Annotated in this window: 33 protein-coding genes, 1 tRNA gene and 3 pseudogenes; 32 read left to right on the forward strand and 5 right to left on the reverse strand. The window is 31.5% G+C overall.

Annotated elements, in window-relative coordinates:
* The first annotated feature begins 66 nt into the window (after nt 1-66).
* The 30 genes and pseudogenes from ACHRWY_RS26490 to ACHRWY_RS26635 all read left to right on the forward strand — a co-directional run bounded on the left by ACHRWY_RS26490 (nt 67) and on the right by ACHRWY_RS26635 (nt 17,318).
* Nucleotides 67-429 carry a hypothetical protein gene (locus ACHRWY_RS26490; RefSeq protein WP_395358848.1) on the forward strand — a complete coding sequence of 121 codons (363 nt, stop codon included), beginning with the start codon at nt 67-69 and terminating at the stop codon, nt 427-429.
* A complete protein-coding gene (locus tag ACHRWY_RS26495; protein ID WP_395358850.1) occupies nt 410-910 on the forward strand; it encodes a hypothetical protein in 501 nt (166 codons plus the stop codon). The genes ACHRWY_RS26490 and ACHRWY_RS26495 overlap by 20 nt, the downstream gene beginning before the upstream one ends.
* A 91-nt stretch (nt 911-1,001) precedes the next feature.
* Nucleotides 1,002-1,454 carry a hypothetical protein gene (locus tag ACHRWY_RS26500; RefSeq protein ID WP_395358852.1) on the forward strand — a complete coding sequence of 151 codons (453 nt, stop codon included), beginning with the start codon at nt 1,002-1,004 and terminating at the stop codon, nt 1,452-1,454.
* Nucleotides 1,455-1,467: 13 nt separating this feature from the next.
* Nucleotides 1,468-2,559: an RHS repeat domain-containing protein gene (locus ACHRWY_RS26505; RefSeq protein WP_395358854.1), complete on the forward strand. Its 1,092-nt coding sequence runs from the start codon at nt 1,468-1,470 to the stop codon at nt 2,557-2,559.
* A gap of 2 nt (nt 2,560-2,561) precedes the next feature.
* Entirely contained in the window at nt 2,562-3,020 is a 459-nt protein-coding gene (locus ACHRWY_RS26510; RefSeq protein ID WP_395358856.1) for a hypothetical protein, read from the forward strand.
* A gap of 183 nt (nt 3,021-3,203) precedes the next feature.
* Nucleotides 3,204-3,266 (forward strand): annotated as a pseudogene (locus tag ACHRWY_RS26515) (thrombospondin type 3 repeat-containing protein); the annotation flags it as partial.
* Entirely contained in the window at nt 3,267-4,574 is a 1,308-nt protein-coding gene (locus ACHRWY_RS26520; protein ID WP_395358858.1) for an RHS repeat domain-containing protein, read from the forward strand.
* Between the two features lie 3 nt (nt 4,575-4,577).
* Nucleotides 4,578-5,030 (forward strand): hypothetical protein, encoded by a 453-nt coding sequence (locus ACHRWY_RS26525; protein WP_395358860.1) that lies wholly within the window; start codon nt 4,578-4,580, stop codon nt 5,028-5,030.
* A gap of 348 nt (nt 5,031-5,378) precedes the next feature.
* Entirely contained in the window at nt 5,379-6,260 is an 882-nt protein-coding gene (locus tag ACHRWY_RS26530; protein ID WP_395358862.1) for a hypothetical protein, read from the forward strand.
* An 11-nt stretch (nt 6,261-6,271) separates the two neighbouring features.
* Nucleotides 6,272-6,724: a hypothetical protein gene (locus ACHRWY_RS26535; protein WP_395358864.1), complete on the forward strand. Its 453-nt coding sequence runs from the start codon at nt 6,272-6,274 to the stop codon at nt 6,722-6,724.
* A gap of 13 nt (nt 6,725-6,737) precedes the next feature.
* Complete coding sequence (locus ACHRWY_RS26540; RefSeq protein WP_395358866.1) at nt 6,738-7,787, forward strand: RHS repeat-associated core domain-containing protein; 1,050 nt, start codon at nt 6,738-6,740, stop codon at nt 7,785-7,787.
* A gap of 5 nt (nt 7,788-7,792) precedes the next feature.
* Nucleotides 7,793-8,212 carry a hypothetical protein gene (locus ACHRWY_RS26545; RefSeq protein WP_395358868.1) on the forward strand — a complete coding sequence of 140 codons (420 nt, stop codon included), beginning with the start codon at nt 7,793-7,795 and terminating at the stop codon, nt 8,210-8,212.
* Nucleotides 8,213-8,294: 82 nt separating this feature from the next.
* Nucleotides 8,295-8,672 (forward strand): hypothetical protein, encoded by a 378-nt coding sequence (locus ACHRWY_RS26550; RefSeq protein ID WP_395358870.1) that lies wholly within the window; start codon nt 8,295-8,297, stop codon nt 8,670-8,672.
* Nucleotides 8,673-8,821: 149 nt separating this feature from the next.
* On the forward strand, nt 8,822-9,220 hold the full coding sequence (locus ACHRWY_RS26555) for a hypothetical protein (protein ID WP_395358872.1): 399 nt from the start codon (nt 8,822-8,824) through the stop codon (nt 9,218-9,220).
* A gap of 59 nt (nt 9,221-9,279) precedes the next feature.
* Nucleotides 9,280-10,188, forward strand: a complete 909-nt coding sequence (locus ACHRWY_RS26560; RefSeq protein WP_395358874.1) for a hypothetical protein — start codon at nt 9,280-9,282, stop codon at nt 10,186-10,188.
* 14 nt (nt 10,189-10,202) lie between these two features.
* Nucleotides 10,203-10,670, forward strand: coding sequence for a hypothetical protein (locus tag ACHRWY_RS26565; protein ID WP_395358876.1), 468 nt, complete (start codon nt 10,203-10,205; stop codon nt 10,668-10,670).
* A 44-nt stretch (nt 10,671-10,714) separates the two neighbouring features.
* Nucleotides 10,715-11,263 (forward strand): hypothetical protein, encoded by a 549-nt coding sequence (locus ACHRWY_RS26570; RefSeq protein WP_395358878.1) that lies wholly within the window; start codon nt 10,715-10,717, stop codon nt 11,261-11,263.
* A gap of 33 nt (nt 11,264-11,296) precedes the next feature.
* The gene (locus ACHRWY_RS26575; protein ID WP_395358880.1) at nt 11,297-12,184 is read left to right on the forward strand and encodes a hypothetical protein; all 888 of its coding nucleotides are present in this window, start codon (nt 11,297-11,299) and stop codon (nt 12,182-12,184) included.
* Between the two features lie 3 nt (nt 12,185-12,187).
* Nucleotides 12,188-12,637, forward strand: coding sequence for a hypothetical protein (locus tag ACHRWY_RS26580; protein WP_395358882.1), 450 nt, complete (start codon nt 12,188-12,190; stop codon nt 12,635-12,637).
* Between the two features lie 91 nt (nt 12,638-12,728).
* Nucleotides 12,729-13,073 (forward strand): hypothetical protein, encoded by a 345-nt coding sequence (locus ACHRWY_RS26585; RefSeq protein WP_395358884.1) that lies wholly within the window; start codon nt 12,729-12,731, stop codon nt 13,071-13,073.
* Between the two features lie 4 nt (nt 13,074-13,077).
* Nucleotides 13,078-13,530: a hypothetical protein gene (locus tag ACHRWY_RS26590; protein ID WP_395358886.1), complete on the forward strand. Its 453-nt coding sequence runs from the start codon at nt 13,078-13,080 to the stop codon at nt 13,528-13,530.
* 13 nt (nt 13,531-13,543) lie between these two features.
* A complete protein-coding gene (locus ACHRWY_RS26595) occupies nt 13,544-13,744 on the forward strand; it encodes a hypothetical protein (RefSeq protein WP_395358888.1) in 201 nt (66 codons plus the stop codon).
* A 14-nt stretch (nt 13,745-13,758) separates the two neighbouring features.
* Nucleotides 13,759-13,905 carry a hypothetical protein gene (locus ACHRWY_RS26600; protein WP_395358890.1) on the forward strand — a complete coding sequence of 49 codons (147 nt, stop codon included), beginning with the start codon at nt 13,759-13,761 and terminating at the stop codon, nt 13,903-13,905.
* Nucleotides 13,905-14,183 (forward strand): hypothetical protein, encoded by a 279-nt coding sequence (locus tag ACHRWY_RS26605; RefSeq protein WP_395358892.1) that lies wholly within the window; start codon nt 13,905-13,907, stop codon nt 14,181-14,183. Before ACHRWY_RS26600 ends, ACHRWY_RS26605 begins: the two co-directional genes overlap by 1 nt.
* Before the next feature lie 117 nt (nt 14,184-14,300).
* Nucleotides 14,301-14,480 (forward strand): hypothetical protein, encoded by a 180-nt coding sequence (locus ACHRWY_RS26610; RefSeq protein WP_395358894.1) that lies wholly within the window; start codon nt 14,301-14,303, stop codon nt 14,478-14,480.
* A 2-nt stretch (nt 14,481-14,482) separates the two neighbouring features.
* Nucleotides 14,483-15,109 carry a hypothetical protein gene (locus ACHRWY_RS26615; protein WP_395358896.1) on the forward strand — a complete coding sequence of 209 codons (627 nt, stop codon included), beginning with the start codon at nt 14,483-14,485 and terminating at the stop codon, nt 15,107-15,109.
* A complete protein-coding gene (locus ACHRWY_RS26620; protein ID WP_395358898.1) occupies nt 15,106-15,495 on the forward strand; it encodes a hypothetical protein in 390 nt (129 codons plus the stop codon). Before ACHRWY_RS26615 ends, ACHRWY_RS26620 begins: the two co-directional genes overlap by 4 nt.
* Nucleotides 15,496-15,809: 314 nt before the next feature.
* Nucleotides 15,810-16,532 (forward strand): hypothetical protein, encoded by a 723-nt coding sequence (locus tag ACHRWY_RS26625; protein ID WP_395358899.1) that lies wholly within the window; start codon nt 15,810-15,812, stop codon nt 16,530-16,532.
* Nucleotides 16,533-16,781: 249 nt separating this feature from the next.
* Nucleotides 16,782-16,874: pseudogene (locus ACHRWY_RS26630) on the forward strand (thrombospondin type 3 repeat-containing protein); the annotation flags it as partial.
* Nucleotides 16,875-16,877: 3 nt separating this feature from the next.
* Nucleotides 16,878-17,318: a thrombospondin type 3 repeat-containing protein gene (locus ACHRWY_RS26635; RefSeq protein ID WP_395358901.1), complete on the forward strand. Its 441-nt coding sequence runs from the start codon at nt 16,878-16,880 to the stop codon at nt 17,316-17,318.
* A gap of 180 nt (nt 17,319-17,498) precedes the next feature.
* Here ACHRWY_RS26635 and ACHRWY_RS26640 read toward each other — a convergent pair.
* The 4 genes from ACHRWY_RS26640 to ACHRWY_RS26655 form a co-directional block, all read right to left on the reverse strand.
* Nucleotides 17,499-17,583 (reverse strand) — tRNA-Ser (locus ACHRWY_RS26640).
* A gap of 218 nt (nt 17,584-17,801) precedes the next feature.
* Nucleotides 17,802-18,026, reverse strand: coding sequence for a hypothetical protein (locus ACHRWY_RS26645; protein WP_395358903.1), 225 nt, complete (start codon nt 18,024-18,026; stop codon nt 17,802-17,804).
* Nucleotides 18,027-18,279: 253 nt separating this feature from the next.
* Complete coding sequence (locus ACHRWY_RS26650; protein ID WP_395358905.1) at nt 18,280-18,888, reverse strand: IS3 family transposase; 609 nt, start codon at nt 18,886-18,888, stop codon at nt 18,280-18,282.
* A gap of 30 nt (nt 18,889-18,918) precedes the next feature.
* Nucleotides 18,919-20,076 (reverse strand): IS3 family transposase, encoded by a 1,158-nt coding sequence (locus tag ACHRWY_RS26655; protein ID WP_395358907.1) that lies wholly within the window; start codon nt 20,074-20,076, stop codon nt 18,919-18,921.
* A gap of 226 nt (nt 20,077-20,302) precedes the next feature.
* Here ACHRWY_RS26655 and ACHRWY_RS26660 point away from each other — a divergent pair.
* Nucleotides 20,303-20,485, forward strand: a pseudogene (locus ACHRWY_RS26660) (DDE-type integrase/transposase/recombinase); the annotation flags it as partial.
* Between the two features lie 71 nt (nt 20,486-20,556).
* Nucleotides 20,557-20,736: a DDE-type integrase/transposase/recombinase gene (locus ACHRWY_RS26665; RefSeq protein ID WP_395358927.1), complete on the forward strand. Its 180-nt coding sequence runs from the start codon at nt 20,557-20,559 to the stop codon at nt 20,734-20,736.
* Nucleotides 20,737-21,127: 391 nt separating this feature from the next.
* Here the strand turns inward: ACHRWY_RS26665 and ACHRWY_RS26670 are convergent, their stop codons facing one another.
* Nucleotides 21,128-21,625, reverse strand: coding sequence for a hypothetical protein (locus ACHRWY_RS26670; RefSeq protein ID WP_395358909.1), 498 nt, complete (start codon nt 21,623-21,625; stop codon nt 21,128-21,130).
* Between the last annotated feature and the right edge of the window lies 1 nt (nt 21,626).

Genomic DNA, 21,626 nt, shown 5'->3' on the forward strand with positions numbered 1-21,626 from the left:
AACAAAATAAGCTATAGAGCGTATCTATAAAAATAAGAAAGTATTCTGATGGTGATTGTATAGGCGATGTATGCCATAATTTCTCTGTTAGCTCTTGAGAGTGTAGGGCTAAAAACATATACAAATTTTGATAAAGTTGAAAAAGTCGGTACAATTGTTTCTTTGGTTTTAGATGCAGATGAACTTGCTGGAGGTGGAGAAAATAATAGTTCATTAATAGATAGCCAATTGCAAAAGAAAGGGCAACAGCAATCATTTCACTCGTTCAAAGCTATAATTCGAAGTCTGTCAAGATTCTTTTCTATCAATGCTTTAGCTAAGGCAAGTGGAGGAACTGAGGTAGCAAAGAATGCAACTGGTGCATTTAAAGGGACAACTGATGCTGTTGGTGAGTTAGAAAGTGTTAATAATGCAGAAGATAGAAATTAATATTATGAGATATACAACTTCATACACCAACAGTTTGAATTTATTTTGGATATTATTTTTTGGATTTTCTCTTCCTCTAGTACTTCTTCCTGAATTGAATCATAGATATATATTGACACACACATCGATTTACTTGTCAGTATATTTTATAATACTTTTATATGTAGCCTATCTCTTTTCAATACATTTTATTTACCAAATAGAAATTGTGGATAAACAGGTTATTAAATCTTATCTTTTAAAAAGGGAGAAAGAAATTGTAACTATGAACAAGATTAAATCGGTTATTATCTCGATTCCTGATTTTAGAGACCCGCCAGCAGTACGCATTGTTTATTTTAATTCTTTAAATGAAGAGAAAAGAATCTGGTTTATATGTATGGATATGGGGGACTTAAAAAAACTCTATCAATTTTTTGTTGAGAATGAATTAACCATTGAAGTGGTTCCTAAAGAAAAATTGAACAAATTAATGAATTGAATTAAGTTTGATAATCAATGTTAAGAGATATGACCGCATACTGCTGATGAGTTATAAAGTGTTAATAATGTAGAAATTAAAAATTAAATAGATGAGATATACAACCTCATACACAAACAGCTTGAATTTGTTCTGGATATTACTTTTTGGATTTTCATCTCCATTTATTATATTTTCAGAAGTAAATCAGATATATTTAACGATGTATTTTATATTAATTATATATATATCCTACCTTTTTTCAAGACATTTTATCTATCAAATAGAAATTGTTGACAAAGAAATTATTAAATCTTATTTTTTAAAAAAAGAGAAGGAAATTATAAATTTGAAACAGATTAAATCAGTTTGTATTGCTCTCCCTTCTTCTAGAGATCCTGGGGCTGTCGGTATTACCTATTTAAATTCTTTAGATAAAGAGAAGAAAATTTGGTTTATGTGTTTGAATAGAGGTGATTTAAAACCGCTTTATGATTTTTTTATTGAGAATGAAGTGACTGTTGAAGTAGTTCCAAAAGAAAAATCGAATGATTTAATAAATTAAGATGATGTTAAAAATGGTTGAATTATTTTACTGCCCCGATGTGTTGAGTTATTCTGATTATTATCCTTTTGGAATGCAAGTGCCAACTAGACATGGACAAAGCGATAGCTATCGTTATGGGTTTCAAGGGCAGGAAAAGGACGATGAACTGAAAGGTGAAGGAAATTCATTGAATTATACCTTTAGAATGCATGACCCGAGGATTGGACGTTTCCTATCAGTTGACCCATTAACAAAATCGTATCCCCATAACTCACCTTACGCCTTTAGTGAAAACAGAGTTATTGACGGAATGGAATTGGAAGGATTGGAATATCTTAGTTTTCATGAAGCAAGAGTTGAATTTACATCTGGAAGACTTCAGATAAAACTAGAAAACTTTAACGATAATTTCCAAAAAACGTATAGAGAAAATTTTCCTTTAGTAAATATTTCAACTAGTGGTGCGGCATCAAAAAATATCTTTGGATTAACAGCTAGTTATAATAATGCTGATAATTTTAGTGGTAATAGTGATGGAACTTTCACAGACAGTAATTATCAACTGAATAAGGATGTAAGATATAATAAAGGTAATGGCGAAATAGACAGAAGACAAAAATTTGGTAACAAAGATTTTGTTTCAAATTCCTCATTTGGTAAAACTTATGAACCAACTCCAATTCCCGCAAAAGGGCAAGCAATGGCTATATTTTTAATTTATGATATTTACAAAGGAATAAAAGACTTTGTTGATACAAAAGCCATGGTAGATGATAAAATTGCTCTTGATAAGCAGACACGTTCATGGGACGTAAAAGATAGCTGGAGTGGAAAAACTTTAAATTCAAATAAATCAATAGTCTTTCAAGTTTTAATGGATATTGATAATGCTGTTAAAAAAGGCGTCATCAAAAAAGAAAACCAAAACATTAAGGATATGACCGATATTGCAAATATCGTATTGTTTGGAGGAAACGGTAATGAAGCACCAAAAATTAGAGAAACAGCAGAAAAAATAATTAATGAGGTTTCTGCTCCTGTGGCTAAATTTAGGTTTCTACAAAAAAAATCTCAAATTAGCGAAATGGAGAAAATGGAAAAAACTAATGCTAAAGTAAAATAGACATGAAAAAAAGTTTAATTTTAATAGTACTGATAGTAGTTTCTTGCTCTTCAATAAATGATAAATATTTTGAAATGGTAAAAGGTGAATGGCAAATTACAAAACTTTATTATAAAGAAGAGGATATAAGTTCAACTGGACATTACTTAATGGGTTTTGAAAAACACAACCATTCCTGGATAATGAAAGGAGAAGATCGTTCCAACAATTTTATATCTTCTGATTATAAAATTTTCAAGGATTTAGACACGTTAAAAATGAGTATTAAAAATTGTGAAGACAAAAGATTTGACGGTATTTATAATTTTTACCTTGATACAATTCGAGATGATGGAGAGTCATACTTGATACAATTAGCTTTAGATAAAGAAGATTCATATATTCAAGCAATTCGACCTAGGTTAAAATATAATACGCCTCAAGAGTATGAAGAGAGTCTAAAAAATAAAGGAAAAGAGTAAATATTTTTAACTCTAGCTGTTTCTGCTCCTCCTTTGTTGGTTGGGGCTGGTTATGGAGTTCCCCAGCTCTTCGAAGAGTTCTAGTTAAAGAATAAATTTATTGTGTGTGCTGTGCGAATGTCTCCTGACTTCGCACCCGCAACGATAATCTACAAAGACTAGAAATAAGAAACCGCCGATCAGATCGATACAGATGGTGACGGTATAGGCGATGTATGCGATAATTGCCCTACGATCCCTAACCCATTGCAGGAAGACGCTAATGCTAATGGTGTAGGTGATGTGTGCGAAGGATTGGCTCAAGGCGAAGGAAAAGCAACTATAGTTGGAGCGCCTATTACAGCTTACCGTTTTGTTGGAGACAAACAATATGAGTTGTCGAATCATTTAGGGAATGTGCTTTCTGTAATTACTGATAGAAAATTGTTAAGTGGAAGTATTTTCATGCCAGACGTTCTTAGTTATTCTGATTATTATCCTTTTGGTATGCTTGTTCCTACCAGACATGGTAGTTCAGATTCGTACAGATATGGCTTCCAGGGTCAGGAAATGGATAATGAAATTAGAGGCGAAGGGAACTCAATAAACTATACCTTTAGAATGCATGACCCGAGGATTGGTAGGTTTTTATCAATAGATCCGTTGACTAGATTATATCCTCATAACTCACCTTATGCATTTAGTGAGAACAGAGTTATTGATGGAATGGAGCTTGAAGGATTAGAATATTTAAGTTTTCATGAAGCAAGAGTTGAATTTACATCTGGAAGACTTCAGATAAAACTAGAAAACTTTAACGATAATTTCCAAAAAACGTATAGAGAAAATTTTCCTTTAGTAAATATTTCAACTAGTGGTGCGGCATCAAAAAATATCTTTGGATTAACAGCTAGTTATAATAATGCTGATAATCTTAGTGGTAATAGTGATGGAACTTTCACAGACAGTAATTATCAACTGAATAAGGATGTAAGATATAATAAAGGTAATGGCGAAATAGACAGAAGACAAAAATTTGGTAACAAAGATTTTGTTTCAAATTCCTCATTCGGTAAAACTTATGAACCGACACCAATGCCTGCAAAAGGAGGTGCAATGGCTATCTTATTAACTTATGATATTTATAAAGGAATAAAAGACTTTATAGACACAAAAGCCATGGTAGATGATAAAATTGCTCTTGATAAACAGATGCGTTCATGGGAAATAAAAGATAGTTGGAGCGGAAAAGTTTTAAATTCTAATAATCCGATTGTCGGTCAAGTTTTAAGTGATTTGAAATATGCTGTTAAAAAGGGCATAATCAAAAAAGAAAATGTAAACATCAAAGATATGACCGATATTGCAAATATTGTGTTGTTTGGAGGAAATGGAAATGAAGGAAGAAAAATAAGAGAAACAGCTGAAAAAATTATTAATGAAGTATCTCTTCCTGTTGCTAAATTCCGATTGTTAAATTTTAAAGCTCAGGTAGAACAAATTAATAATGTAAATAGCTGGACTGTTCCTGTTGAAAATTCAGATACTTCCATACCAGTTAAAAAATCGAATTAAGATATGAAAAAGATATTAGTGTTTATTTTATTCTATGCAATAGTTTCTTGTAGTACCAATCAAAAAAACATATATTTTGATATGGTAAAAGGTGAATGGAGTATTGAAAAATTTTATTATAAGAATGAAGATTTAACCCTAAAGAGATATGATGTAATAGGTTTTGAAAATCATAATCATTTATGGATAATTAAAAGAGATAATAGGGAAAGTAGGTTTGTCTCCACTGATTACAAGATTTTTAAAGATATCGATACTTTGAAAATCAATATTCGAAATTGTGAAGAAAAGAGATTTAATGGTATTTATAATATGCATATTGATACAATTCAAGATACAGGAGAATCTTATATAATACAATTAAGTTTGGATAGTGAGGATACTTATATTGAAGCAATGCGTTCTATGTTGAAGTATAATACGCCTCAAGAGTATGAAGAAAGTCTGAAAAAATAAGAGCATCTATTAAAACAAGAAAACCTAATACTGGATATGATTCTGGTATTAGGTTTTATAATAGAAAAAGCCATCGACTTGGTGGATTAATCATTTTTCTTTTATAGGTTTTCATTGAGAAAGATGATATCTATCTTTATTTGGATTCAAAAAATGCTAATTTAATTTTAACAAAAGGATTAGGTTAAAGAAGATTTTGAGTTTAGACATGACATATGTTTTAGTAAGAGAAGTATAGGATTTAGTTAATATAAAAAAAAAATAAGAATGCCAACCCTAGGAATTATTATAAGTGCATTACTATTATTCGGATGCCTTATATTATTTATAAGATTAACGATATTAGGTATGAATGAACAAGGAAAAACAGAGAAAAAAAATGTAGATTCTTTTTTATATGACCCGAGGATTGGTAGGTTCTTTGCTATCGACCCGCTGGCTTCAAAATATCCTTGGAACTCTTCTTATGCGTTTTCTGAGAATAGAGTAATGGACGGTATCGAACTTGAAGGTGCTGAACATTTGAACATGCATGTTTACAGAGTTTTTAAAGGAGCTGGAGGTAAATATGAAATGTTTAAAGAGCGAGAATATACGACAAGAAATTATCCTAATGCTGATTGGCCAGGTACCAAATCACAAGCTCAATACAATATTTATGGTACAGACGGAATGGTAAAGGCCATTTTTACGGGTGATAAATCACAATTGAACATGAATAAGGCTGGAATTAATCCCAAAGAGGTCGGTAAAAAGAGTAATTGGGGGAATTATATGAAAGCTATTAAAACTTTTAATCCAATTTATCCAGTACCTGATAAATCAATTGAGGGTTCTGGCAAATATGCAACAACGGTCAGCAATTATAAAACCGCAGTTATGGCACCTCTGGCACTTGAAAGTGTCGGAATACAAGCCGTGACAAATTTTCAAAAAGTTGAAAAGGTTGGAACGATTGTTTCTCTTGCTTTTGATGTGGATGAGATTGCTGGTGGAGGAGAAAATCATAGTTCGCTAATTGATAGCCAATTGGAGACGAAAGGACAGCAACAAGTATTTCACGCTGTTAAAGCTTTCGTTCGAGGTTTTGCACGATTCTTTTCTATTAATAGTTTAGGCAGTGCAAGTGGTGGTACAGAGGCTGTAAAAGGTTCTCTGAATGTTTTTAAAGGAACTACTGATGCTACTGGTGAGTTACAAAGTGTTAATAATGCTGAAAATAGAAAATAAAAATTAAAAAGATGAGATATACAACTTCCTATACCAACAGTTTAAATTTGTTTTGGATATTACTTTTCGGATTTTCTTCACCGTTTATAATATTTCCAGAACAAAATCAGATTTATTTAATTATTTATTTTGTAGTGCTTTTATATATAGCATATCTTTTTTCAGTACATTTTATATATCAAATTGAAATCATAGATAAACAGATTATTAAATCATATTTTTTAAGAAAAGAAAAGGAAATTATAAATATGCAACAGATTAAGTCAGTTTGTATTGCTCTACCTTCTTCTAGAGACCCTGGGGCTGTCGGTTTTACCTATTTAAATTCTTTAGATAAAGAGAAGAAAATTTGGTTTATGTGTTTGAATAGAGGTGATTTAAAACCGCTTTATGATTTTTTTATTGAGAATGAAGTGACTGTTGAAGTAGTTCCAAAAGAAAAATCGAATGATTTAATAAATTAAGATGATGTTAAAAATGGTTGAATTATTTTACTGCCCCGATGTGTTGAGTTATTCTGATTATTATCCTTTTGGAATGCAAGTGCCAACTAGACATGGACAAAGCGATAGCTATCGTTATGGGTTTCAAGGGCAGGAAAAGGACGATGAACTGAAAGGTGAAGGAAATTCATTGAATTATACCTTTAGGATACACGACCCGAGGATTGGTAGATTCTTCGCTATCGACCCACTAACAAAAAAATACCCATGGTATACTCCGTATAGTTTTAGCGGAAATAAGGTAATTCAATTTGTAGAATTAGAAGGTTTAGAAGAATCTGGAACAAATGCAGGAAGTGTTATTATGTCAATACTTTTTCCTTTACCTTCTAAAATTAAAAATAATCCTCAAAGATACCCTGGAGCACATGGATTAAGTTTTGCAGGGAAAAGTGCGGCTCTAGCTGTTTCTGCTCCGCCACTATTGGCGGGAGCCGCTTATGGAATTCCTCAAGTAGGAGTAGCTTATGAAGCTTATTCTACTTGGTATGGCACAACGGCAACAGCGGGTTATTTTGCAGGTGGTGTTGGAGGAACAGCCTCAGCAGCTATGCTTGATGCAGGTGGTTATTTTGGTGCTCCTTTACTTCATGCAACTGGAACAAAAGCAGTAATAAGTGGTCTTGCAGATGCTACTGGTCAAATTGCCTATAATGGGGGTTTTAGTAAATTTAACATCGCACAAACTGGTTTTGCAACAATTCTAGGAAATCCCTTGCTCTCTAATCTTGGACAATCCAATATAAGTTTTACAATGGAGAACGGATGGGATACAAACAATTTTGATTCAACTTTTTTTTCAACTTTTGTAGCTAATTTTGTAGGAGCTCAAATAGGAGCTAAATTCGAAACTTCTTCACAGATGTACAAACCTGCCAAAAATGTATTGGATTATACTGCTGGTAGTATCATAAGTACATCAACAATGAAACTAGGAACTGACTTGAAAAATTCTACTGATTCAGTATTAGACTTTAAAATTGATAAGTCATTTGATAGAAAAAAAACTAATTCTAAATTTTAATTTATATGACTACAAGCCAAAAAATATTGATTGTTTTAACCTGCTCAGCACTAGTTTTTGCCACGTTTTTATCTCAAAAATATCAAAAAGAAAAAAAATACATGATTGATAAATATAGATATATTACAGTTGCAAAAGTTTCAGAAATAAAGCCAGAGAAAAGTTTTACTGCGGCTGAATTTTATTATTATTATGATGGAATTAAATACGAATCATGGGAATCAATTCACAAATCAGGAAGTAAGTATTTGAATAGATATTATAGAGTTGATTTATCAAGTGTTGAACCTAAGTATTCTAAAATACATTTAGACCAAGAGGTCACGGATTCAACCGAGATTGCTAACGCTGGGTTTATATTAGGAGAACCTAAAGTACCTTTGATTATTCCGCCACATGATATGGAGGTAATTCAGCAACGATGAGCCTTGAAGAGCATTCGTTAAAACAAGAAGACCTAATACTAGATATGATTCGGGGATTTGGCTTTTATTGAATATAATTATTATGACTAGAACCCAAAAAACATTTGCTATTCTTTTTTGTTTAACATTTGCCTTCTTTATATATCTTTCAAATAGAAATGAAAGCAAGAATAATGAAATCATTAATAAAAATAAATTCACTACAATTGCCAAGGTATATGATATAAAATTGGGAAAAAGCTTTACCAAGGCTAGTTACCATTTCTTTCTAAATGATGTCCAATATTCATCGGAGGAGTATATTGACTATGATAGAAGAAATAGTATAAATAAGTACTATAGAGTTGATTTATCAAGTGTTGAACCCAAGTATTCTAAAATACATTTAGACCAAGAGGTCACGGATTCAACCGAGATTGTTAACGCTGGATTTAAGTATGAACCACCGCAAGCAGAATAAAATAAAGAACATCTATAAAAACGAGAAAACGCTGTAATTGACTCTTTCAGCTAACGGAAGAAAGTGGAAATTTGGATAAAAATATGGAAAAATCATTGATTTTCAGAACATAAAAAAAACATTAGTTCGAATTGAAAAAACATATAATAATGATGATGAAACTTAATTTATTAATAATTATTCTTTTTTTGGGTAAAACATCTTTTGATTGCGATAAGTTTAAAACTGGCAAGTTTGAAGTGGAGAGTAAATTTGGTGGTAAAGTTGTCATTCAACGAAACCATCGATTTCATACTGAAACACTCACTCGGAATGGAAACGTTGTTAGATATAAAATAAAATGGATCAGTGATTGTAGTTTTTTACTTTATGGTCGCCAATTATTAAAAGGAACTGAAGAAATTAATGACCCGAAAATTATTGAAGAATTTGCAAATGACACAATCTTCAATGAAATAATTAAAATTAATGGTAACGTATACACTACTAAATCTAAGCTTTATAAGTTTAAAAAATGGTATGAAAGTACAACAAGGAAAATTGAATAAATAACTAAAGCTACCCTGGAAGTTCAGACACTTATAGATACGGCTTGCAAGGTCAGGAAATGGATAATGAACTGAAAGGTGAAGGAAATTCATTGAATTATACCTTTAGAATGCATGACCCGAGGATTGGACGTTTCTTATCGTTAGACCCGTTAAGTCCACAATATCCTCATAACTCACCTTATGCATTTGCTGAAAATAGAGTTATTGATGGAATGGAATTGGAAGGATTGGAATTTTTAGGACATAATGAGTCTCGCATAAAAATGACCTATGGTGCTGCCATGATTAATGTTGATAACGTTAATGAAGCTTCTTATAATATGCTTCATACGAATGTTTATGATAGTTGGGATAGATTTTTATATAGATTTCCAAAACAAGACTTAATCTATTTGGGACGTTATATATATGAAGGAACTTCTGTAAAAGAAGATATTAAAATAGGGTTTGTAGAACAAGACTTAACTTTAGGAATTCTTGATGAAAGTGATGTTTTTGGAGGAAAGAATGAATCAATAAATCATGCTAATAAATATAACTTCAAAAGAAATATTGATACACAATTGAATTACTCTAATTCAGTAAAAGCAAATAAAGCTACTGTAGCAGTTGCAATAATATCAACAAGTTTAAAATGGTATAAAAATCATTTAATAACTCAAGATGCTAATTTGTTGGCTGAGCATCAGGATATATTAACAAAAAAGGTTTTGCCTGCTATAGAAAAGGCATTAAAATCTACTCAAAAAACATATATTCCTACAGGTATGAGAGATACAAAAAATCTGTCATTAATCGCCAACGTAATGTTATATGGGGGGGATGGTACTCCAGTATATACTAAAGAAATCGTAAAGGCAGGAATGGAGATTTATCACGATTTAACTAAGGAAGGGCAACAAGAAAAAAGAAAGATAGATGCAGCAGCGAAAAAGATTAAAATAAAAAGGAACAACACAAACTAAAAAAGATAATACTAATGTTAAATAATAAAAAACATATAATCAAATCTTTGAAATACTTAATTTTTGGTATTCTAATATTAACATCATCTTGCCAATCTAAAAAAGAAGTAATTTCTGAAAAAATTATAGGTAATTGGGCTATTGATGAGTTTGAAATTAATAATAAAGATTGTAAAAATGATTTACTAATAAATTATTTTAGTTTTCGCAAGGGATTTTTTTCAATCCCTGAAATCTATAAATATCCTGCAGAAGATGAAGAGGATAATACTAAATGGGACATACAAATTGATAGTATTGGAAAAATTAAGCTTATCTTGAATTGTGAGAATCCCATCTTTAAAAATTCTTACCAAGTCCGATTTTTTAAAAATTATGATAGGAGAAGCTTAGGAATTGAATTAAAATCCAATACAACTCGCATAGTTGGATATAAAGCTTTACAAAGTTTTGAATACAATGGAGTAGATTGGGAAAGGTAATATTAAAATAACTCGGCTAAAATTAGAAAAGGACAAAAAAATTAATGGAAAATACAAATACAGAAACTAGGATTAATATAAAGAAAGACAATAAAGCTATTTTAAAATTTGGTTTTGGATTTACAGCTTTTTTATCACTTGTAGCAACAGGAGGTTTTGCATTTATCGGCATTTTACAAATCAAAGAAGATATACTCTTTTCACTATTGTTTTTTGGATTGGCAATTCTCTTATATATAATTGCAAAGAAATATATAGCAAGCACATTCTATGATGAATATGTTATCGTAGATGAGACAATTTTAAAAGTTGTCTATAAAAGCTTGGGAAAATTTCAAGAAACTAGATTTGAACTTAAAGAAATAAGACATATTAAGTATGTAGGGGAAGAAAATTTCACCAAACATCCATTAGATAATGAAACGATGGATTATTTGGGATTTGGTGCGGCTGAAAAAGAAATGCAATATTTAATAAGTGAGGGAACTATAGAAATTAAAAGTGATGAAACTGAATTTAGATTTGGGAAAAATATCCCTTCTTGGGAAGCAGAAAGAGTTATTTCCGCTATTAAAGCGATAGTTAAATTATAAAAAAAATACTGGTATGGCTTCCTGGGTCAGGAAATGGATAATGAAATTAGAGGCGAAGGGAACTCAATAAGCTATACCTTTAGAATGCATGACACTAGAATTGGTAGGTTCTTTGCTATCGACCCGCTGGCTTCAAAATATCCTTGGAACTCTTCTTATGCGTTTTCTGAGAATAGAGTAATGGACGGTATCGAACTTGAAGGTGCTGAACATTTGAACATGCATGTTTACAGAGTTTTCAAAGGAGCTGGAGGTAAATATGAAATGTTTAAAGAGCGAGAATATACGACAAGAAATTATCCTAATGCTGATTGGCCAGGTACCAAATCACAAGCTCAATACAATATTTATGGTACAGACGGAATGGTAAAGGCCATTTTTACGGGTGATAAATCACAATTGAACATGAATAAAGCTGGGATTTACCCTAAAGAGGTTGGTAAAAAGAGTAATTGGGGGAATTATATGAAAGCTATTAAAACTTTTAATCCAATTTATCCAGTACCTGATAAATCAATTGAGGGGTCAGGTAAATACGCAACTACAGTCAGTAATTATAAAACAGGAGTTTTAGCTCCTTTAGCACTTGAGAGTATTTCAGTAAAAGCAGTAACAAATTTTGAACAAATTGAAAAAGTTGGTACAATTGTCTCTTTATTTTTAGATGCAGATGAACTCGCTGGTGGTGGAGAAAATAATAGTTCATTAATTGACAGTCAACTACAAACAAAGGGACAACAGCAATCTTTCCACTCGTTTAAAGCTTTTGTGCGTGGGTTTTCGAGATTTTTTTCAATAAAAAGTTTGGGTAGTGCAAGTGGAGGCACTGAGGCGGTAAAAGGCGCAATAGGTTCATTCAAAGGAACTACGGATGCTATTGGTGAGTTACAAAGTGTTAATAATGCTGAAGACAAAAAATAAAAGATGAGATATACAACTTCCTACACTAACAGTTTAAATTTATTTTGGATATTACTTATTGGTTTTTTCCTACCTTTTATTATATTTCCAGAGCTAAACAAAATATATTTAGCAATATACATTATTTTTGTTTTGTTTATTGGATACCTCTTTTCAATTCATCAGATATATGAAATTGAAATAATAGATACTCAAATTTTTAAATCAAATTTTTTGAAAGAAAAGAAAGAGGTTATAAATTTTGAGCAAATTAAAACGGTTTGTATCCTAATGCCTGGTTACAATAGAACAGCGTCGATAAGTATTGTTTATCTAAAAAAATTAAAAGAGGACAAAATTTGGTTTGCCTGTTTTGATAATAATGATTTAAAAAAGCTATATGAATTTTTTATAGAAAACGGATTAAATGTTGAAATTCTTCCAAAAGAAAAATCGAATGAATTATCAAATTGATTAGAGGTACAAATTTAATAGTTTGGTAATGTATCAGATTAGGTGTTTCAATAGGGTATTGTTATAAATAGATGAAGAACAATATAGAATTATGTTTTTAGAGGAAAGGATAGGCTTGAAAGCATATACAAATTTCCAAAAAATTGAAAAAGTTGGAACGATTGTTTCTCTTGCTTTTGATGTGGATGAGATTGCAGGTGGTGGAGAAAATAATAGTTCACTAATTGATAGCCAGCTGGATTCAAAGGAAAAGCAACAATCATTCCATGCGTTCAAGGCTGTAATTCGAGGGCTTTCAAGATTCTTTTCTATAAATAGTTTAGGAAGTGCAAGTGGAGGAACAGAAGCTGTAAAAAGCTCTTTTAATGTTGCTAAAGGGACTGCCGATTCCATTGGCGAGTTAGAAAGTGTTAATAATGCGGAAGATAGAAATTAATATTATGAGATATACAACTTCTTACACCAACAGCTTAAATTTGTTTTACATATTACTTTGCGGAGGTTTTGCACCTTTCATATTATTTACAAGGCCAAATCAGATTTATTTGCTTATATATTTTGTAATCCTATTGTATGTAGCCTATCTTTTTTCTGTAAACTTTATATATCAAATTGAAATCATAGATAAACAGATTATTAAATCATATTTTTTAAGAAAAGAAAAGGAAATTATAAATATGCAACAGATTAAGTCAGTTTGTATTGCTTTACCTTCTTCTAGAGACCCTGGGGCTGTCGGTATTACCTATTTAAATTCTTTAGATAAAGAGAAGAAAATTTGGTTTATGTGTTTGAATAGAGGTGATTTAAAACCGCTTTATGATTTTTTTATTGAGAATGAAGTGACTGTTGAAGTAGTTCCAAAAGAAAAATCGAATGATTTAATAAATTAAGATGATGTTAAAAATGGTTGAATTATTTTATTGCCCCGATGTGTTGAGTTATTCTGATTATTATCCTTTTGGTATGCTTGTTCCTACCAGACATGGTAGTTCAGATTCGTACAGATACGGGTTTCAAGGGCAGGAAAAGGACGATGAACTGAAAGGTGAAGGAAATTCATTGAATTATACCCTGGACCTATCAAAGAACAAGGAGGAAAAGTAGGAATGAAAAGTATTATGGAAATAAGAAATTCACTTTTGAAATGGGCAAAAAACCAAGGATTTAAGACCGCTGATTTTAAAGGATTTAGAATAGATGGGTCGGCAGCAAAACCAGAAACTACTCAAGGAGAAAATAAAGTTTATGATTTATCAAAATATTAATGAAAAGAGAAGAATTTGAGGAAATAATAAAAGCTTTAAAAGAAAAAAAGCAGAGTTATATTGACGTTATATATGATTTAAAATCCTTATATTATTTAAATGTCAATCAAGCTTCTGCTGTATTATCAGGATTGTATAATTTAAAAATAAGTGAGTCTAGAAAATATATTTTATACTCTAAATTATGGTTAGATGATCTTGATAACATGAAAGAAAGTACGAAAGCATTTATTGAACAAAGTAAGGGGCTTTATAATCTTGATAAAGAGGATGAATAATGCATTGTCCGCTCTACGAAGTGTAGCTGTGCTGTGCGAATGTCTCCTGACCCTGCTGTTTTCGGAGAGACATTCACTTGGACTCCTAATGATCTTATTAGCGGCAAAGTTCCTCAAGTGCCAGATTCATTAAATAAATGGTCGGCACAGGCTGGTTCTGCAATATTCAGCAACCGTTTTGGGAAGGCAACAGATAATTATTTTTCAGGAGAAAGTTTTGGAGGAAAAGTTATTGGGGAATATTTTAAAGTATTGATAACAACAGGAACAAATGCAATTCCGCAAGAAGTAGAGTAGTTATGAAGGCAAATTTTAAATCGATATTAGTTCTTAGCCCTTTGATTTTTATTTTCGTGTTTGGGTTTATAAGAGGTTGTTGGGTTGAAACAAAACCTAGAGATGCATCTGGTTGGAGACATACTGGTGGAGCGTCTTTTAATGCAACACTTATTGGGGTACCTGGTGGTGCTTCTGTAGGACTTGCTACTTCAGGAGAATATATAGGAGGTTATTTTTCCTTTGGTTTAGGTGCGGGTCTTCTCCCTGTTTCTGTAGACTATGCTTATAGTAATACTGAAATAAAACCTATTTCAAATTTAGCTAAGTATACTACTTTGTTGCAAAGTGCTAGGGAATCCTTATCAGGTCAGATTAAAAGTGCAAAGGAGACATTAACTAGTGTACAAAAAGATAAAAAAGAGGCTCTTTCCAATATAAAAGATGCAAAAGAAAAAATTTCTAAGTTTAAAACTTCAGATTATTACAAAGGTCAAAATGGAGAGCTTCATAAGAAATGGGCTATAGAGCAATATAACGAGGGTAAAAAAGATTTAAAAAATGCTAATGCAAATATCACAGCAACGCAAGGAAATATTAAAACTATGGAAACAACAGTTCAAATGATTGATAAAAAATTGGATAAATGATGAATATACGTAATTTATATATTAGTTTTTTAAGTGTAACAATCATTACAGGACTTCTGATTATTCTGAAAGTGCCATATTTCAATTTTTTATCTTTAATTTATGGATTTATTTTATATCCCTTCTATATTACTAAACTTCTAAATTTAGCTTTTAAAATGTCATCTCATGTTAAAAAAAAACATCCTGAATTCTATGAAAAGCATAAAACATTTACAAGTTCTTTTGAAGGAAAAATGATTTCACTTGATAAAAGTGATGTTTTAAAACTAAACGATAAACTACTTCTTGAGTATCATTATGAAACTAAAAAATTAATAGCGTTGTTGTTTTACATTTTTCTATCTATATTTATGCTTACTATTTTAATAATAGTAATTAAATAATAATAGTAATTTTTTACATTTTAAAGTTATAAAATAAAATCTAGCTCTTCGAAGAGCCTGCTCTTCAAAGAATTCTAATGAATAAATAAATTTGTTGTGTACAGCTGTGCGAACGCTATGACTTATACGCTTGGACAGAGTGCTAAAGGGTCAACAGTTACAAAAGTATCCCAAACAACTGCTTATGGGGTTAACGCAACTCATTACTTTTACAAGGCAAAAAAATCATACAATAGTCCCTCAAATAAAGATTGTAGTACTTGTATAGAAGAAATAAAATTAGAAAGACCTAAATTAACAAGTAAGAAAAAATCATGATTAAAATATTTGTGACACTGTTTATTAGTTTGAGTATTAGCATAGGTTTTTCTCAAGGTAAAAATATTGGCTTGGAAAAAATGCTACTTGAACACGGGTTGACCGATTATGGTTACGGATTGACTAAATTAGATAAAAGAAATGATTCTATTTTTGATTATCACAGAATAGGTAAGTCTAATATAAGATTTAAAGAATTAAAAAATATTTCTTATTGTCTTAGAATGAATAATTTAAGTACGGTAAAAATAAAGAAGACAAAAAAATTCATATCAGATATTTCAATAAGCACATATAATTATAAACTAACTTCTGACTATTTAGAGACGTTTGATAGTGTTTCAAAAGGATATTACTTTCAATTACTTGGGAGTGATTATTATTTATTATATTTAAGTAATTCTAGAGATATTAATATAAGAAATCAAATTTTAGGAATTTTGATAAATATTCGGGAAAATAAAGTAGTTCCTTTTCCTGAGCTTCAAAGTAGCGATAGTTTACTTCCATTAACTGATTTCAATTGTGGCCAGAATTTATACTATATATCATATAATCCCTCGTTCAAAAATACTGTAGATATTTATGCTTTAAAAAATAATATCTTTGAAAAAGAATCAACAATCAACTTATTAAATTTTGATGGATATGCTTGGACAATTAATTACGATGATATATTAAAAAATGATACCAGTTCTTCAAAGAGTTCTAAAGAATAAATAAATTTGTCGTGTGTGCTGTGCGAATGTCTTCTGACCCCAGCTCTTCGAAGAGTTCTAGTTAAAGAATAAATTTATTGTGTGTGCTGTGCGAATGTCTCCTGACTTCACCGCTCCCGCACGAATCCCTATAGAGTAGATAGCGGTCAGGAACCGGAGGATATCAAAACCAATTATTTTGGTTTTGATGAAGGAAAAGGTACGGCAACTACTTCTACAACAGGGGAAAAAGCGACATTAAGGAGTGATATTTTTTCGCAAAGTTATTGTGGCAAAAGAGCTGATGATAGCGATGGCGACGGACTTTTAGACATTAATGACAATTGCCCTTATGTATTTAACCCATTGCAGGAAGACACTGATAAAGACGGAAGAGGCGATGCCTGTGATAATTGTAAATATATTCCTAACTTTGACCAGCTTGACAGCGATGGAGATGGGGTAGGAGACAGTTGCGATAATTGCAAATTCACCGCAAATTTTGACCAGATCGATACAGATGGTGACGGTATAGGCGATGTATGCGATAATTGCCCCACAATCCCTAACCCATTGCAGGAAGACGCTAATGCTAATGGTGTAGGTGATGTCTGCGAAGGACTGGCTCAAGGAGAAGGAAAAGCAACTATAGTTGGAGCGCCTATTACAGCTTACCGTTTTGTAGGAGACAAACAATATGAGTTGTCGAATCATTTAGGGAATGTGCTTTCTGTAATTACTGATAGAAAATTGTTAAGTGGAAGTATTTTCATGCCAGAAGAGGATATTACTTATTCTAGTTTTTAGAATCAGCAATATTTATGCTTAATTTTTGTTACTCTACAGGTTTTAGTATTGATCCTTTTTTTTTTCTCATAGCGAAAAGCTATAAAAAATAAAAACCCTGCAGATCTAATGATTTGCAGGGCTACTAATTTTTAAGGCCTTTTCAATAAGTCTATACATACTAAACTTTTAAGCCTTCAGCGGAGGAAGAGGGATTCGAACCCCCGGACCTGTTACAGTCAACAGTTTTCAAGACTGCCGCATTCGACCGCTCTGCCATTCCTCCAGTAAGACGCAATCATTTTCTCATTGCGGGTGCAAATATAGAATGTTTTTTTTTATGCTGAAAATTTTTTAATGTTATTTATCAATAAAAAATATCCTTCGGAGGCTAAAGCGTCCAGACACGGAATATTATAAAAAGCGCCTAGAAATTTCTGATGAAATGGGAATTCTTATTTGTAAAAAAGTTTGTATTCCAGCCATCTGCTATTTAGGGAAATCTTACTTTTTTGGGTTAAAAGAAATTACAGCCACATTATTGCAATTGTCTTCCGTTAAGGCCGCAGCTTTAAGCCCTTTTGGAGTGATAGTGCTCCGGTCAGTCATTTCATCTAATAGAATCATACCCTGATTATACAGCAGAATCAAGTTTTCTAAAATAATTGACTGCAGGACCTGTTCGTCTGGTCTTTCATCTGCCAGTTTATCAAAAAAAATCGAAAGCAAAAATCTTTCTGAATAATTATAAGTCTAATTGTGTCCGCACTGCAATTCGAACCACAATCTGGAAGAGTTTGATTTTAATGAATTAAGTACCATGTGAAGAGTTGCACGCCACGATTCTGCCAGAAAACTTAGACTGGTGAAATATCATTAAAAAGGAACTTAGCTTTTTAGCGCAAAATTTGAGGAAACTCCAATGCATCGGTAACTAAATAATTATCAGGAATGATTGGAGATAACCTAAAGATAAACACTTTCAAGTTCTTAATTTATATTTTTTTACTGAAACACTCAGATTTAATTCTCGCATATAGATAAGCACTGTATTAGAAGATAACTGGTATCCCGATTTGTGAAGCTCTGCTGTTATGCGCCTAGATCCATAACGCTTTTGAGATGATATAAATATCGTTGCTATTTCTTGCTTAACCATCATTTTCCATTTTTGTCTTTCAGAAACATATTCATTTTTCCATTTGTTGTAGCTTCCTAAGTTTACACCAAGAATTTTACACATCATATAACTTGAATAACTTTGTTCATTTTTAGCTATATATTCAAATATAAAAGGAGGTCCTTTTTGAAGGTAGTCTGCTGCTCCTTTAATAATTTTAAATTCAATATCTAACTTTCTAATTTTTATTTCAAGATCATATATTTTTTTTTCCTGGAGAGTTAACTCTGTTTTTCCTAAAATAGAGAAATTTTCTTCGCCGTTTATAATATAGTTTTTTCTCCAGTGCAACAACGAGGCGCATGTTATGTTGAATTTTCGAGCTACGTCTTCTAGTTTCACTTTTTCAAAGCTTAGCTTAACGACTTTGAGTTTGAAATCACGGTGGTAATCTTTTTTATTTGCTTTCATAAATGTAAGTAACCATTTTATCTTTTGACATTATATCTCTGCATTGAACTCTTCAATTGTCTTATATTTAAGTGCTGAATGTCTCCTTTTTTTGTTGTACCAGTTTTCTATATACTCAAATATCTCTGCTCTCATCTCTTTTGGAGTTAATAATGTTTTCTGACTGTATATTAGTTCTCTTTTTAATGAATTAAAAAAGCTTTCTGAAACAGCATTATCGATGCTGTTTGCTTTGCGGCTCATACTTCGGGTACACTTATAGCCATCTAGAATATTGGTAAAGACTTTGTTGGCATACTGTACACCTCTGTCAGAGTGAAATAGTAATCCATCTAAAATTTTACGGTTACTTACGGCCATATTCCAGGCAGGAATAATAGTTGTTACAGTAGAAAGACCGGAACTCAAATTCCAGCCTACTATTTTTCGATCATATAGGTCTATAATAACAGTTAGATATAAAAATCTTTTATCAATCTGTATATAGGTAATATCCGAAACCCATACCTTAGAAGGTCTGTCCACTTTAAATTGTCTGTTTAAGACATTTGGCGAGGTATAGAGATTATGTTTAGAGTCTGTTGTTACTTTAAATCTCTTTTTCACTTTACTTCGCAGTCCAAGCTGTTTCATCCAAAATGATACCTGTGTATCTGAGATCTGATATCCCCTGCGATGAAGCTCTCTCGTGATTAATATACTTCCGTGGTGTTGTTTAAATTCGAAAAACACGGAAACTATTTCTTTTTTAAGAAGATGTACTCGAGTTTCCCTTTTTGTAAAAGGTTGTTGTGTCCATGAGTAATATGTTGATGTAGAAGCACCAAGAACCTCACACATTTTACTTATCAAATATTTTTTTCTGTTTTTATAGATAAAATTATAAAGTTCCTGCTTCCCTTGATGTATATATTGACTGCCTTTTTTCAGTATTTCTAAACGTAGCTGTGATTCAGTAAGTTTGTTTTCTAATTCGAAGATTTTTGAATTTATGTGATACATCCTTTTGTGGCCTCTGCCGGGGAAACTCCCTTTTCGAAACGTCTTATATATACAGCGCCATTTAGAAAGCATTTTAGGGGTGATGTCAAGTTCTTTTGCAGTTTCCAGAACTGTTTCTCTTTTATGACTTAATAGAACAGCATTCTCTTTAAAAATAGGATCGTAATATCTAACATTTCCTTCCATACTGAACTTATATTAATCAGCTATCGCTGAAATTACTTTAAAGTATTGATTCAGTACAATTTAAGGTTTTTCCTTTACAAGTTTGACGAAAATACCTAAACATTGTAACTTATTTTAATGGTTTTAATTCAATCTGCCCACAATCCAACGCTGGGTTTATAAGTTTATACCTTTGTTTGAGGCAGAGATGAAGAAGAGAAAAGGCAGAGTGGGTACGAGTTGGAGAATGGATGAGAGGAATATTAAAGTAAAAGGTATTTGGTTTTATTTATATAGAGCAGTAGATAAATTAGGCAATACAGCAGACTTTCTTTTGACCAGAAAAAGACAGAGAATGAGCGCTCAGTCTTTTCTAATTAAAGCAATTAGTAATAACTGCCGGCCAAGAGTAATAAATATTGATAAAAGTGGAGCTATAAAGTATATAACAAACGTTCGTTCCCAAAGATTGAAATCCGGCAGTGTAAACATCTCAACAATATTGTCGAACAGGATCATCGTTTTATCAAGTGGCGCATACAAAACGGATTGGGTTTTAAAAGTTTTGAATCGGCCAGACGAACTTTAAGCGGAATTGAAGTTGTACATATGCTGAGAAAGAATCAAATGTTTGGACCAGGAATAGCTATGTTTAAATCATTCTGTAAATTGGCGTGCTGACTTTTAAATTACTTAAATTCTTATATTTGATTCTGACAGATGCGACAGAACCTTTTTAAAGTCAACTTAAAAAGAATACTCAAATTAATATAAGAAATTATAAAATAAATACGCTTACACAAAACACCCTCTACAAGTCAAAAACAGACTCATATAAATGTAAATAAGAAAACAGTTATAAAACGAAAAAAGCTTACAACAGATATTTTTAAATCCTGTTATAAGCGTTTTTTTGTTGTCCAAAAAATAAACCCGATCAAAACAAGGATCTTTTTCATTGCCCTTGATTTCTCTGAAGCTTTTTTCGTTTTTAAATTTATTTTCAAACCTTTATGTACCGTATGTACTTAAACTGTAAGAAAAAATTAAAAATATAATTTAGCTATAGCATCTACCTCAAATGAATTATTCTGTTTTGTGAGTTAAAAGATACCTCGATAGAATCCTTAAATTTTCGTTTTACAACCAAACCATCTACAGGATCGTTTAATTTGAGTTTATGCAGTTTTGAATCTATTTTTAGCAAAAACAATTCCTGGTCTTTAGACTTTAAATATCCAAAATATTTTAATGTAGGCCAATTAACGTTTGCAATTGGTTTTTTAGGTACTATTACAGGCACTTTTTTTATCGGGTTATGATAAGGAACCAATTTTACCGGGGCTGCTTGTTCCTGAAGTTCCTTGTTTAAAAACGGATCTCTATTTATTTTTTTTAACTCAAATGTATCTTTATCGATTCTTTTAAGAGATACATTTTTTGTCTGCATTTCAGTATTTGCAATAATGGTGTTATCGCCAAAGTAGCGATTAATAGTCTTAAAACCTACGGTTCCCCATAGGCCTAAAACTACGATAATTAGAATTATATTGATCTTTTTTTTTGCCATT

Source organism: Flavobacterium sp. FlaQc-48 (assembly GCF_044007335.1).
GTDB lineage: Bacteria > Bacteroidota > Bacteroidia > Flavobacteriales > Flavobacteriaceae > Flavobacterium.

What these genes read in the sequence shown, in the direction of transcription:
- ACHRWY_RS26575 (WP_395358880.1), top strand. Translation starts at nt 11,297, where the DNA reads ATGGATAATGAAATTAGAGGCGAAGGGAACTCAATAAGCTATACCTTT.
- ACHRWY_RS26505 (WP_395358854.1), top strand. Translation starts at nt 1,468, where the DNA reads ATGGTTGAATTATTTTACTGCCCCGATGTGTTGAGTTATTCTGATTAT.
- ACHRWY_RS26540 (WP_395358866.1), top strand. Translation starts at nt 6,738, where the DNA reads ATGGTTGAATTATTTTACTGCCCCGATGTGTTGAGTTATTCTGATTAT.
- ACHRWY_RS26615 (WP_395358896.1), top strand. Translation starts at nt 14,483, where the DNA reads ATGAAGGCAAATTTTAAATCGATATTAGTTCTTAGCCCTTTGATTTTT.
- ACHRWY_RS26560 (WP_395358874.1), top strand. Translation starts at nt 9,280, where the DNA reads ATGGATAATGAACTGAAAGGTGAAGGAAATTCATTGAATTATACCTTT.
- ACHRWY_RS26500 (WP_395358852.1), top strand. Translation starts at nt 1,002, where the DNA reads ATGAGATATACAACCTCATACACAAACAGCTTGAATTTGTTCTGGATA.
- ACHRWY_RS26590 (WP_395358886.1), top strand. Translation starts at nt 13,078, where the DNA reads ATGAGATATACAACTTCTTACACCAACAGCTTAAATTTGTTTTACATA.
- ACHRWY_RS26510 (WP_395358856.1), top strand. Translation starts at nt 2,562, where the DNA reads ATGAAAAAAAGTTTAATTTTAATAGTACTGATAGTAGTTTCTTGCTCT.
- ACHRWY_RS26580 (WP_395358882.1), top strand. Translation starts at nt 12,188, where the DNA reads ATGAGATATACAACTTCCTACACTAACAGTTTAAATTTATTTTGGATA.
- ACHRWY_RS26495 (WP_395358850.1), top strand. Translation starts at nt 410, where the DNA reads ATGCAGAAGATAGAAATTAATATTATGAGATATACAACTTCATACACC.
- ACHRWY_RS26620 (WP_395358898.1), top strand. Translation starts at nt 15,106, where the DNA reads ATGATGAATATACGTAATTTATATATTAGTTTTTTAAGTGTAACAATC.
- ACHRWY_RS26655 (WP_395358907.1), bottom strand. Translation starts at nt 20,076, where the DNA reads ATGGAAGGAAATGTTAGATATTACGATCCTATTTTTAAAGAGAATGCT.
- ACHRWY_RS26525 (WP_395358860.1), top strand. Translation starts at nt 4,578, where the DNA reads ATGAAAAAGATATTAGTGTTTATTTTATTCTATGCAATAGTTTCTTGT.
- ACHRWY_RS26570 (WP_395358878.1), top strand. Translation starts at nt 10,715, where the DNA reads ATGGAAAATACAAATACAGAAACTAGGATTAATATAAAGAAAGACAAT.
- ACHRWY_RS26490 (WP_395358848.1), top strand. Translation starts at nt 67, where the DNA reads ATGTATGCCATAATTTCTCTGTTAGCTCTTGAGAGTGTAGGGCTAAAA.
- ACHRWY_RS26625 (WP_395358899.1), top strand. Translation starts at nt 15,810, where the DNA reads ATGATTAAAATATTTGTGACACTGTTTATTAGTTTGAGTATTAGCATA.
- ACHRWY_RS26550 (WP_395358870.1), top strand. Translation starts at nt 8,295, where the DNA reads ATGACTAGAACCCAAAAAACATTTGCTATTCTTTTTTGTTTAACATTT.
- ACHRWY_RS26535 (WP_395358864.1), top strand. Translation starts at nt 6,272, where the DNA reads ATGAGATATACAACTTCCTATACCAACAGTTTAAATTTGTTTTGGATA.
- ACHRWY_RS26545 (WP_395358868.1), top strand. Translation starts at nt 7,793, where the DNA reads ATGACTACAAGCCAAAAAATATTGATTGTTTTAACCTGCTCAGCACTA.
- ACHRWY_RS26605 (WP_395358892.1), top strand. Translation starts at nt 13,905, where the DNA reads ATGAAAAGAGAAGAATTTGAGGAAATAATAAAAGCTTTAAAAGAAAAA.
- ACHRWY_RS26555 (WP_395358872.1), top strand. Translation starts at nt 8,822, where the DNA reads ATGATGATGAAACTTAATTTATTAATAATTATTCTTTTTTTGGGTAAA.
- ACHRWY_RS26600 (WP_395358890.1), top strand. Translation starts at nt 13,759, where the DNA reads ATGGAAATAAGAAATTCACTTTTGAAATGGGCAAAAAACCAAGGATTT.
- ACHRWY_RS26595 (WP_395358888.1), top strand. Translation starts at nt 13,544, where the DNA reads ATGGTTGAATTATTTTATTGCCCCGATGTGTTGAGTTATTCTGATTAT.
- ACHRWY_RS26650 (WP_395358905.1), bottom strand. Translation starts at nt 18,888, where the DNA reads ATGAAAGCAAATAAAAAAGATTACCACCGTGATTTCAAACTCAAAGTC.
- ACHRWY_RS26585 (WP_395358884.1), top strand. Translation starts at nt 12,729, where the DNA reads ATGTTTTTAGAGGAAAGGATAGGCTTGAAAGCATATACAAATTTCCAA.
- ACHRWY_RS26565 (WP_395358876.1), top strand. Translation starts at nt 10,203, where the DNA reads ATGTTAAATAATAAAAAACATATAATCAAATCTTTGAAATACTTAATT.
- ACHRWY_RS26670 (WP_395358909.1), bottom strand. Translation starts at nt 21,625, where the DNA reads ATGGCAAAAAAAAAGATCAATATAATTCTAATTATCGTAGTTTTAGGC.
- ACHRWY_RS26530 (WP_395358862.1), top strand. Translation starts at nt 5,379, where the DNA reads ATGAATGAACAAGGAAAAACAGAGAAAAAAAATGTAGATTCTTTTTTA.